Below are 10,349 nucleotides of genomic sequence, written 5' to 3' on the forward strand. Positions count from 1 at the left end.
GTGCTGGCGGCGGTGCTCATGCGGCACTCATCTCCGGGACGATTCGGGGGCCAGTCAGGTCGCCTACGTCGTGTCCGAGCGATTCGGCGACGGCGGCGACCAGGTCACGGGCGGCCGGCGGGGTGACGGCGTTGCCCAGCTGGCGGACCTTCTCGCGCTTGTTGCCCAGCACGACGTAGCCGGGGCTGAACGCCATACCCGCGCCGATCTCGTGCGGCTCCAGCATCCGGAACAGGCAGTCATCGACAGCCGGTGTCGAGTACTCGAGCAGCGATTGGTGCCCCGCGGTCGTCAGGGTCCGCAGCGTTTCACCAACAGGGGTGGACATTTCCGCGCCGTCACCCACGCTGGAGTTGTTGCGCATGACCAGCGCGAACCGGTCGTGCGCGGTGAACGTGCCGTGCGGGTCGTCGGTCGTACGGCTCGTGGCGTTGCCGTAGTAGGGCATCAACAGGCCGTGGTGGTTACCAGCGGCGGCGAACGTGTCGAACACCTGCCCGACACCCTTCGCGGTGTTGTTCGCCCGCAGCGGCACCACCAACGCTTCGGACTCGTTCGCGGTACGGGTCCGCATCACGTCCCAGACACCGGTCGCGGCGTCGTTCCAGGTCCCGCCCGCAGGGACCAGCAACGCGGACTCGTTGCGGGTCGTCTGGGTCCGCAGCACGGCCGTCACGGGAGCGGCCTGCTTGCCGTCGCGGCCCTCCATCGGCACCACCAGCGGCGCGCCCCGCTTGGCCTGACGCTCCAACGCGGCACCGATCCGCGCCATGGTCTTGGCGGCCAGCGGGCGGGTCTTGTCGCCGATCCGCTGACCGGGAATCGTCCAGTCGATCGCGGACGCGGCAGGCAGCCAACCGGGCTCCACGACCTGGTTGCGGCAGGCAACGCGCGGGCAGCGCCACACATACTGCGCCCGGTAGCGGCCCCACGCCTTGTCGGGCTTCTTCCACGCCTGCATCGCCCGCACCACCTCGTCACAACCAGGGCAGTAGGCCAGCGGCCGGGTCCACCGGTCCAGGTCCGGGCAGCGCGTCGTCCTCAGGTGCGCCACCGCGTACAGCCGATCCCGCGACTGCGGAGCGGGTCGCCCGCCGGCCTGCGCGTGCATGCTGTTGAGGTAGACGACGTGCAGGCAGTAGCCCAGCGCGTCCCACCCGGCCCGCCATGCGGGCCACATCACCCACTTCGCCGCGTCCACGACGTTCTCGATCAGCACGGCGGCGTAGCGGTGGTGCTCGGCGAACCTCAGCGGGTCGAACATCGACACCCGCGACCGCTCCGCCGCCTCCAGCGGCAACACCTGCCCGTACAGGTCAGGGGTTGCATCGACGTTGCGCTTGCGGCCCTTGGCCTGGGAGTGGTTCGTGCACTCAGGCGAGGCCCACAGCAGGTCCGTGCGCGGGTAGCGGCGCGGGTCAACCTGCGACAAGTCGGCACAGTCGTGGTCCGCGCCAGGGTGGTTGGTGTTGTGGGAGTCCACCGCGAGCCGCCAGTGATTCGCGGCCAGCCGCACCGACACACCCGGCACCATCACAGCACCCGTGGACGAGCCGCCGGCACCACAGAAAAGGTCAGTCAAGGTCAGCGTCATCGGTCGCTCTCCTTGTCGGTTACGACGCGGCGGCGCCTAGCGGCCAGCAGGAGTCCCACGCCACGCGGGTAGGAGATAGGGACGGCACCGGCAGCGATGGCCGCGATCCGCTCCGGCTCGGTCAGGAGGTAGTGCTCACGAATCGTGCCCTCGGCCTCGACCCACTCGCGCTTCTGGTCGAGCCGCGCGGCGAACTCGTGCAACTCCTGGCTTGTGGTCGCGAACAGGTGCGACCACTGCACGGCCTCGATCAGCACCTGACGGCGCATGTCATCCACGTAGACGGTCATCAGGCGGCCTTCCTCTCGATCGATTCGACAGCGGCGCTGGCGGCGAGCTGGTCGCGGACGCCGTTGGCGACCTTGGCGGACAGCCCGGCAGAGCAGCCGGTCGCGTTGCGTGCCCACGCCGGGGTTACCTCGTCCGGGGTGGTTCCTGCATCGACAGCGGCAAGGCCGGCGGCCACGTAATCGGCCAGCAGCATCCGGCCCGCCTTACCGCCCTTGCCAGGTTTGCGCGGCTGAGAAGTCCTGCGCGGCGACCGGGTGGCGGTGGTCTTCGGTGTGGTCTGGGGAGATGCCCCTCCTTCCGCCACAGGAGCCGATTCCAGCGCCTCAGGAGCGGGGGGCATCTCCCGGGTCACCACCGGCGTGATCAGCGGCTCGGCGGCCTTCAGCGGGTCGGCCAGCGCGGCGGCCTGCTCGGCCCGTAGCACCGCCTCGGTCAGCCGGTCCCGCAGCACCGGCGCGGTCTCGGCAGCGCAGTAGACCAGCACTGGCGGTACCGAGTGCAGTATGATCCCGGCCGCGTTCAGATGCGCCCACGACTGCCAGGTGTTCATGGCGAGCGTGGCAACGAAGGCGAACAGCTTCGTGCCGTTGATCCACCAACTGATCTTCGGGACCTGGTACCGGGCGGTGATCTGCTCGGCCCTCAGGACAGCGATCAGCACGAGGGAGACCATCGGGTCCAGCAGCCACGCGGCGACCCACGGCAGCGAGCCGAACGCGGCGCCCTGCGCGGCGAACGCCTGCACGTTGACCATCGTGAACGCCAACCCGAGCACGATCCCGGCCCACATGCACCGGTCGACCTGCGTGCGGATCGACTCGACGCGCAGCGCGACCACGTCCGGGTGCGTGGACAGCGCCCGTACCTGCGACGCTTCGACGGCCGACGCCCGGAGCTTTTCCACGCCGGTCGGCTTGCTGTTGCCAGCCGCAACGATCTCGGTCGCGGTCATCGTGTTACCTCGGCCACGCTCGGCAGGTTGTAGCCCTGAAGGTTGATCGCGGACTGTGCGGTCGCGAGTGCATTCCCGGTGTGGTGGCTCTGGTCGGCGGCCACGGTCAGCGCGTGGACTGCCATCGCCACACTGACGGCCGGGTCGCGGTTGTCGTCGTACACGTCGTAGGTGATCAGGGACCGCTCCAGGCCGTGTCCGAGCTGTCGAGCGAGCTGCGAGAGCGCCCCGGCGGCCTGCTTGAGCGACCCGAGCAGTTCGTAGACGACCGGGGCCGGGAGCGACTGACCGAGCGTCGCGTGGTTCAGCGCCCGCAGCGACTCGTACACCGCGTCTGTACGGTCCTGCATCTCCTCGATGTTCATCGCGGCTGACCTCCGGTGAGCTGACTGGCGACCCAGCCGCCCGCGTCGGTCAGCGTCGGAGTGGTGTGCAGGACGTGATCGCCGCGCCAGACGATCCACGCCGTTCCGAGTGCCGTACGGGGCGAGACGACCTGGATCAGGTCGTAGCCGCCGCACTTCCACCAGCCCAGATCGACCCGCACGAGCGTCGGCACGGGCGTCTCGGCAACCAGCTGCGCGGTCATGCGGCGTCCTCCGTCTCGGGTTCGCGGTTGGCGAGCTTGCGGGTCACTTCGAGCACTCGGCGTTCGGCCCGACGTACGCGCCGGCGGGCCAGAGGCAGCGCGTCCGGTCCCGCGTTGTCCAGCGCGATCTCGGCGTCGAGCAGGTTCATCTCGGCCTCGATCAGCGGCATCTCCCGATCGATCGCGGCCAGGTCGGCCGCGGTGGGCTCCTCGCCGCCGACCGGGGAAAGGTGGATGATGGTCATCAGGGTTGTGCTCCTTCTAGGCAATGGAATTGGTGCGACCCAGACGCCTCGGCGGGTGCAACCGCCGGGGCGTCGCTCGTGCTGATCAGCCGGTCCAGTGGTCGCCCTTGCGGGCTTCTTCCACGCCCTGTTGCTCGTGCAGGCCGTGTGCGTCTTGCCGCTGTCGTCGCGGACCTTCACCCACCAGCACGGCTGGTACTGGGTGGTCTTGCTGCCGGTGCGGATAGGGGTCGTACGGAATCCCTTGTCCACGACCGTCCCGGTGACACCGCAACCGGCCAGTGCGAGCACGGCCACTGCGACCGCGACACCGGCCCGGGTCAGGCGACGGCAGGTCATCGCCGCCACCACGGGAGCTTCTTCGCGGCGGCGTTGGCGGCGCCGTTGAGCTTCAGATACGTCGGGTCGTCGGCGGAGTCACAGCTGTACGAGTGCAAGGCGCTGAGCGCCTTCTTGTACTCCGCAACCGCCTTCTTCTGCTCGGCCGTGCTCGAGTGCTTGTTGTGCTTCATCTCGGTCTCCGTTTGGGGTGAGGATGTTCAGCGAAGCGAACCTCAGGTGCGCATCACAGTATCGATTTATCCGGAGTTGCGCAAGTGAGGTGCGGTACACTGATGCGGTGAGTGACTTGAGGGAAGACCTGTCAGCGGCGACCCGCCGATACCGACGAACCGAGTCCGCCCACGAGGAGGCTCGGCAGGAACTCATGGCAGCCGTACTCGCCGCACTGCGGGGAGGCGTGCCGCCGACGGAGGTGGAGCGACTGTCGCCGTTCACCGCCGCGTACATCCGCCGTACCGCCCGGGCTGAGGGCATTCCGCCGGCGGCGCCTGGCCCGAAGCGGGTCAGTTCCTGACTGGTCGGCTCGTTCATGTGTCCAGCGTCAAGGCGAAACGATCGATTGACGTGCACTCTGGAAGCTGCGCACTTTTGTGCGCATTAGCTGTGCTCGAAGGCGGTTCACTAGAAGGACCAACAACGAGGGGAAGTGCAGATGCACACAGGTGAGCGCATCGGGGCCTACCGCAAGCGGCGCGGCATGTCGCAAGACGCCCTGGCGGGACTCATCGGCATGTCGCGATCCTGGCTATCCCAGGTCGAACGCGGCATTCGTGGTGTCGATCGACTGTCGACCCTGAACGACCTGGCGACCGTCCTCCGCATCGACGTTGCCGACCTGATTGGGAGGGACTGGGTCCTCGCCCCGGACGCGCCGGAGCAGGTGACCGCGGTCGACGCGGTGCGCACGCAGCTTGCGAGCTATCACCACCTGCTGGGCGACCCGACGACTCCGTGGCCGCTGCCCCAGCTCCGGAACGGTGCGGTGCAGGTCAACCAGGCATACCAGGCGGCGAAGTACCGGCAGGCAACCGCGATGCTGCCAGACCTCGTCCAGGCCGCCGACGCGTACGACGGTTACCAAGGCCGTGACGGACGCGAGACGCACCTAGCCCGCTGCTCGGTCTACACCGCGGCCGCGAAGCTCCTAACGAAGGTCGGTGAGCACCAGCTCGGCTGGCTGGCCGCCGACCGCGCAACCCACGCGGCTCTAGCAGCCGAATCTAAGCCTGCGCAGGGAATGGCCGCGTATCAGGTGGTCATCGCGCTGCTGCGCAGCCAGCGAACCGACGACGCCGAACGCGTCGCCGTCCGATCCGCCGAAGGACTCATGGCACTTGCTGGCTCGGATGCTCCGGATGCCGCGTCATTGGCCGGTTCGCTGTGGCTCATCTCGTCCGTCATCGCCGCGCGCCGCTCCGACCGTGCAACGTCCAATGAGCGGTTGGCCGAAGCTACCCGACTTGCTGACCTCCTGGCCCACGACGGCAACCACTGGTGGACCGCATTCGGCCCGACCAATGTCCTGATCCACCGAGCGTCCGTCGCAGCCGAGTTCGGAGATCCGGCCGGCGTACTCCGGGTTGCAACCGAGGTCGACGCCGAAGCCATGCCAGCCGGTCTCCAGGGTCGCCGCTCTCGCCTGCATCTCGATCTCGCCTGGGCGCAAACCCAAGCCAAGAACGACATGGAAGCGGTCTTCCACCTCCAGCAGGCCGAGCGTGTCGCCCCCGAGTCGATCCGCTACCACACCATCGCTCGCGAGCTGGTCCGCGAGCTCCTCAAGCGCTCCCGCAAACCCACCCCAGCCCTGACCGCCATCGCAACCCGCGCAGGAGTCCTCGCGTGACCGACCGAACCCTGTACATCGTTACCTGCGGTGCTCCACTCGCCTCACGCGTCGGCGACGGCGTGCGAGAGGCACGCAGTCGAGGTTGGAACCCGTACGTGATCCCGACCGACGCGGCGCTGCCATGGCTCGAAGACCAGGATCTGAGCGGGGCTCCGATCATCACGGGCAACAGGAAACCGGGGGAGTCGAAGCGGACGCCGAAGGCGGATGCCGTGGCCGTCGTACCTCTGACCTTCAACTCACTGAACGCCTGGGCCAACGGCAACGCCACCACCTATCCGTTGACGACCCTCAGTGCTGCGCTTGGATCTCGAACGCCAACCGTCGCGGTGCCATTCGCGAAACACGATCTGGCTGGTCATCCAGCTTGGCTCGCCTCTCTCGCAGTCATCCGGTATGCCGGCGTCCGAGTTATCGACCCTCACGACGGAGCAACGGCCTCACTGGAGCCGGTCGCCTCTGGCACGGGAGATTCCGTAACTGGCCGGTTTCGGTGGGAATGGGTCTTTGGGGAGCTATCGATTTTAATGGCCAGGGTTTCGAGAGAGGGAAACGACGTGGTGGTTAGCGGTGGGTAGGTCTGTCGATTGCCCATTCTGCGGTCTTCGCGCGCCGAGCACGAAGGAGCATGTTTGGGCGCAGTGGATGCGTCAAACAGCTGGCGCGAAGGCTCTGCTGGCTGGTGCGCACGGCGAACGCGTCGCGGCGACACATGCCGTAACGAGGAAGAATTCCGAGGGTCGGTATGAATCGATAAGTGAGGACGTGGGGCATCGAGCGAGATGGCTCCCGAACATCACAGTCGACGTGTGTGGGAGCTGTAATAGCGGATGGATGAGTGGCTTGGAGGAGCAGGCAAAGGGAATTTTGGATCCCTTTCTGAGGAGCGCAGCATCGTTCCATTTGTCGAGAGATGACCTGCGCGTGCTTTCCACCTGGGCGACCAAGTCCTGGATGGCCTATGCGCTGGGTCGGCATGCCCAGTTCAACCCCTTCAGTGAAGCCGAGTATCGTGCGATGGCCGCGTCGCCTCGGCCGTTGGGGCGCAGTCGCATCTGGTTGATGCAGGCTGACGAGCCTTACAGTCAAGTCGCGTTGGCCCTCGAATCAACGCTTCTGAGTCCACTGGACGGACCGCCGCCGGATTTCGAGACTGTCCGGGATAACACGGCATACGCCTATCTTGCCGTCGGCTCGGTTGTCTTAGTCATGCTCCTAATGCCAGCCTGGGCATGCTCCGACGAAGCCTTCGATGCCTTCATGCTTCCGATCCCGTCCTCCGAGACGGTTCGACGTATCTGGCCGAATCCCTCTGCGCAGGACTTTCCGCTGGGTGTGATTCCGGATGGGGAGTTGGCCCGGTTCATCGGACTCGTGCCGCAAATATTCCCCGCTGTCAGCATGCCCGTGCATGGGCTGACGGACGTCGACACAGCTGACATTCTTCGCCAGTTTAGAGAGGGCGCGTCGGTCGGCGACCTCTGGAACCAGGGGCATATGCCACTGGTGGAAGAGTAAGTGGTCGTGCCCTGGCCGCGCACGCTGCTGACCAATTGGCGATCAGTGGGTTGAATTTACAGTGGCGTAGGAGAATTTGCCGCCAGCCGCAGTTGTCATCACGGCGCTGTCGTGGAGCTACTTGCGGTGTCGGTGTGACCCACGGCGTGCGCAGACGAAGAGGTAGGCGGCGTCGCGCTTGTGGCTTCGGCGAGTTGCGAGGAATGGCGCGAGCCCGCTGAATGCGCCGATCGCGCCTGCGGCCACCCCTGGTATGCCTCCAAAAAATCCGATAGCGATTCCTGCTAGCCCAGCACCGCTCGGAGCCACCAGTTGCCACGTACGATCGGTGCGAATCGTGCGCTCAAGCATTGCTGCGGAATCGTTGATCGAATGCGCTTTCTCGCTTAGTACATCGATCCTGCTTTCGAGGGATCGAGCACTCATCATCGCTGTGCGAACCTGCGCTCGGAGATCGGCGACAGCCTCGTCCTGCGATGCAGCGCGCGCAAGTGCGCTTACATCGGCATCTCGGAGTACAGGTATATCGGCCCATAGTGCCGCCTGGGCCGCACTGGAAAGTGTGTGCTTCTTTCGACTTAAGAGACGCGCCTCAAACGGGGAAGATGTCACGTATTCGGCGGCAAACACGTCCGCCGTCGTGACGCGTTCATTCAGGCGTTGGATGTAGTACGAGACTGCATCGTCCGTTACCTGGTTCTTCCACGGCCCATAGTCGTAATCTGAACTGTAAGGCTGCAGCATCATCGTTCGAAATGTGCGCTCCTCTTTGTCTAGCGAGTCGCGGTTGATATGCCCGTGTAACCAGAATTGTGGCCACTTCTCGTGGTCATCTCTTGCCGTGACGAAGAGGACTTCTCGTGCTGTGGGTCCTTCGAAGATCAATTGCGACTTCACCCACTCAACCAAGGATGGATCGTTTACATCTTCGGCGGTCAAGGTGTAGGCCGCATCTCCCCTGAGGGCCATTGCAACGTTATTTGGAACCGGAACGACGAGGCCGGCCTCGATGAGCTCTCTATATTGCAGTTGCCGCTGTGCTTCCGAGCGGAGACGATCTGCGCCGCGGTCCCTTGCTAGGCAGTCGAACACTTTGTCCGGCACGAGGACATGGTCGGCAAGGAACATGACCTGACCGAACAGTTGGACTGGATCTGTTCCGTCATTCCAGATCACGGTTGGTCGAGGTACCTGTCGAGTTCGCTCGCCTATGGCGCGGAATGTGAGCGCTGCCAAGTGGGCGACCCCTTCACGAGATCCTTGGTGGCCCGGATTGTCGGCAACCCTCGTCATGACGCGAGCCCGCAGCCGCCCAACGTCCAAGAGTGATGGCGTTGAAGTGTCGTCTTCCAGCTCGGAGATCTGGGAAGCCAGATATGAGATCGACACAGGTCTCGCTGCCGGTTTTCCCGACGGCATCCTGATCGGTGTGCCAGCGGGTAGATGACCTGTAAGAATGTCGATGTCTGCGACGGTGCTCGGGCTTAGATAGAGCTGGCCGTCCGGGTCGGGCGGAAGAGGTTCTCCGGGTTGCGAGAGCGGGCGCACATCGCCGTGGCAGTACTTGTACTTGCGCCCTGATCCGCACCAGCAGTCTTCGTTGCGTCCGAACGGGGCTAGGGGGTCCATGCTTCAAGCTACTACGTCGATGGCCGGGCCGGCGCCTTCTGCGCCGCGTACGGCGTTGGTGCCCGTTATCCGAGTGCGATCGCCCTCGTGCCTACTCATAACCCGGCGATTGCTCCGGCCGGACCATCAGTTCGGATAGCAGCTCACGTGCCGCTCAACGGATCACCAACACGCGAGTGGCGGGATCGGAGTCATTGTTCGAGAGGTCGTGCTCCAGTGCAGCGGCGTTCGAGATGTGTCGCTCGGGATCGTAGACAATGCCGATGATGGCTTGGCAGTCGGGGTGACGCTGGTATCGGTTCCAGTCGATCGCAAGTTCCTCGCCGACTTTCTTGTCGGTCAAACTGGGGCGCGTCATCTTTGTCTCAATGATTACGCCGGTCTCGCGAAGTAGGAAGTCCACGCGGGACGCTGCCCCTGCCTGTTTGGGTACTGCATCCTCTGGCCGCACATCGTCATACAGCAGCTGGAGGATTGCATGCACAAGGACTTGAAGGTCGGCCTCATTGGTGAGGGTCGGCCGTCGGACGCGGTCGTTCCCGGCAGCCCCTAATACGGCCAGGAACTCAGGGAGCCGGCGGAAGACGGCTGTGAGTTCGTCGAGCACTGTGACCACGGTCGTTTCGCCGTGCATGACGACGTTCAAGATCTCTCGCTGTGTCGCGAGTTCTTCTCGGCGATCTTCGAACGGATACGTCCAGCGGGGGAACACCGGGTTGGGGTTCTCTGGGTCATACAACGGACTGGTGGCAAGCGGCTCACTTAGAAATGCGCGCAGGCGTTTGATGACCGCGCCGCCCTCGTACATGTCGATGAATCGCGTACGCATATCACCCTCCGGGATCTCACGGAGCGCTGCCGCGTACCAGGTCAAGTAGAGGCGTTGCGCAGCTCTGATCTCTTGGATATCTGGGGGCGAGTCGAGCTGCCATCTCGACAGCCGGTCCTCGATATGCTCGCTCTCTTCAATCAGCTTCTCGATCCGGACTCGCTTCTGAGGGGCCTTGGGCATAGAACAATCCTGCACCGGTTCTGTGGTCTGTGCGGAACTAGTGCGGACGTTCGGCTCCTCGCGGGCGCTGGTGCAGGTCAGGGAGGTCCAATCAACCCTCTGTAAATCTGTCGGCGTATGCCTACGCAGGTTCGAACCCTGCACCCGCCACGAAGGCGATGGGCGACGTGTGTCGCGCACTTTGTGCGCTGACCGCGTCGCCTTCGTCGTTTTGTGCGGCTTCGCTGCGCTCGCCGCGAGCGGGGGCTCCGCCACCCGCACCCCCTCGCGGGGGGGGGTGGGGGGGCTCCGGGGGGGGGGTTGGTGGGTTGGTGGCGCGGGGTGGTTG

At 65.2% G+C, this 10,349-nt stretch carries 13 protein-coding genes and 1 pseudogene; 4 read left to right on the top strand and 10 right to left on the bottom strand.

Annotation, left to right across the window (positions count from 1 at the left end):
• Nucleotides 1-16 precede the first annotated feature (16 nt).
• The 7 genes from AB0M51_RS20915 to AB0M51_RS20945 are packed head-to-tail and all read right to left on the bottom strand — an operon-like array spanning nt 17 to nt 4,183.
• A complete protein-coding gene (locus AB0M51_RS20915) occupies nt 17-1,594 on the bottom strand; it encodes a DNA cytosine methyltransferase (protein WP_363749814.1) in 1,578 nt (525 codons plus the stop codon).
• A complete protein-coding gene (locus AB0M51_RS20920) occupies nt 1,591-1,884 on the bottom strand; it encodes a DUF4031 domain-containing protein (RefSeq protein WP_363749815.1) in 294 nt (97 codons plus the stop codon). Before AB0M51_RS20920 ends, AB0M51_RS20915 begins: the two co-directional genes overlap by 4 nt.
• Nucleotides 1,884-2,837, bottom strand: a complete 954-nt coding sequence (locus tag AB0M51_RS20925) for a hypothetical protein (protein WP_363749817.1) — start codon at nt 2,835-2,837, stop codon at nt 1,884-1,886. The genes AB0M51_RS20920 and AB0M51_RS20925 overlap by 1 nt, the downstream gene beginning before the upstream one ends.
• Nucleotides 2,834-3,202 (bottom strand): hypothetical protein, encoded by a 369-nt coding sequence (locus AB0M51_RS20930; RefSeq protein WP_363749819.1) that lies wholly within the window; start codon nt 3,200-3,202, stop codon nt 2,834-2,836. The genes AB0M51_RS20925 and AB0M51_RS20930 overlap by 4 nt, the downstream gene beginning before the upstream one ends.
• On the bottom strand, nt 3,199-3,426 hold the full coding sequence (locus AB0M51_RS20935; protein WP_363749821.1) for a hypothetical protein: 228 nt from the start codon (nt 3,424-3,426) through the stop codon (nt 3,199-3,201). Before AB0M51_RS20935 ends, AB0M51_RS20930 begins: the two co-directional genes overlap by 4 nt.
• Nucleotides 3,423-4,010 (bottom strand): DUF6284 family protein, encoded by a 588-nt coding sequence (locus tag AB0M51_RS20940; protein WP_363749823.1) that lies wholly within the window; start codon nt 4,008-4,010, stop codon nt 3,423-3,425. The genes AB0M51_RS20935 and AB0M51_RS20940 overlap by 4 nt, the downstream gene beginning before the upstream one ends.
• Entirely contained in the window at nt 4,007-4,183 is a 177-nt protein-coding gene (locus AB0M51_RS20945) for a hypothetical protein (protein ID WP_363749825.1), read from the bottom strand. Before AB0M51_RS20945 ends, AB0M51_RS20940 begins: the two co-directional genes overlap by 4 nt.
• A gap of 107 nt (nt 4,184-4,290) precedes the next feature.
• Between AB0M51_RS20945 and AB0M51_RS20950 the strand changes: the two genes are divergently transcribed.
• The 4 genes from AB0M51_RS20950 to AB0M51_RS20965 all read left to right on the top strand — a co-directional run bounded on the left by AB0M51_RS20950 (nt 4,291) and on the right by AB0M51_RS20965 (nt 7,380).
• Entirely contained in the window at nt 4,291-4,527 is a 237-nt protein-coding gene (locus AB0M51_RS20950) for a hypothetical protein (RefSeq protein ID WP_363749827.1), read from the top strand.
• A gap of 138 nt (nt 4,528-4,665) precedes the next feature.
• Nucleotides 4,666-5,859: a helix-turn-helix transcriptional regulator gene (locus tag AB0M51_RS20955; RefSeq protein ID WP_363749869.1), complete on the top strand. Its 1,194-nt coding sequence runs from the start codon at nt 4,666-4,668 to the stop codon at nt 5,857-5,859.
• Nucleotides 5,856-6,440: a flavoprotein gene (locus AB0M51_RS20960; protein ID WP_363749829.1), complete on the top strand. Its 585-nt coding sequence runs from the start codon at nt 5,856-5,858 to the stop codon at nt 6,438-6,440. Before AB0M51_RS20955 ends, AB0M51_RS20960 begins: the two co-directional genes overlap by 4 nt.
• A 265-nt stretch (nt 6,441-6,705) precedes the next feature.
• Nucleotides 6,706-7,380, top strand: coding sequence for a hypothetical protein (locus AB0M51_RS20965; protein WP_363749831.1), 675 nt, complete (start codon nt 6,706-6,708; stop codon nt 7,378-7,380).
• Nucleotides 7,381-7,497: 117 nt separating this feature from the next.
• Here AB0M51_RS20965 and AB0M51_RS20970 read toward each other — a convergent pair whose 3' ends face one another.
• The 3 genes and pseudogenes from AB0M51_RS20970 to AB0M51_RS20980 all read right to left on the bottom strand — a co-directional run bounded on the left by AB0M51_RS20970 (nt 7,498) and on the right by AB0M51_RS20980 (nt 10,021).
• On the bottom strand, nt 7,498-8,508 hold the full coding sequence (locus AB0M51_RS20970; protein ID WP_363749873.1) for a hypothetical protein: 1,011 nt from the start codon (nt 8,506-8,508) through the stop codon (nt 7,498-7,500).
• 423 nt (nt 8,509-8,931) lie between these two features.
• Nucleotides 8,932-9,009 (bottom strand): annotated as a pseudogene (locus AB0M51_RS20975) (SEC-C metal-binding domain-containing protein); the annotation flags it as partial.
• Nucleotides 9,010-9,163: 154 nt separating this feature from the next.
• Nucleotides 9,164-10,021, bottom strand: a complete 858-nt coding sequence (locus tag AB0M51_RS20980) for a hypothetical protein (protein WP_363749833.1) — start codon at nt 10,019-10,021, stop codon at nt 9,164-9,166.
• Nucleotides 10,022-10,349 lie beyond the last annotated feature (328 nt).

The organism is Kribbella sp. NPDC051137, from assembly GCF_040682535.1.
Lineage (GTDB): Bacteria > Actinomycetota > Actinomycetes > Propionibacteriales > Kribbellaceae > Kribbella > Kribbella karoonensis.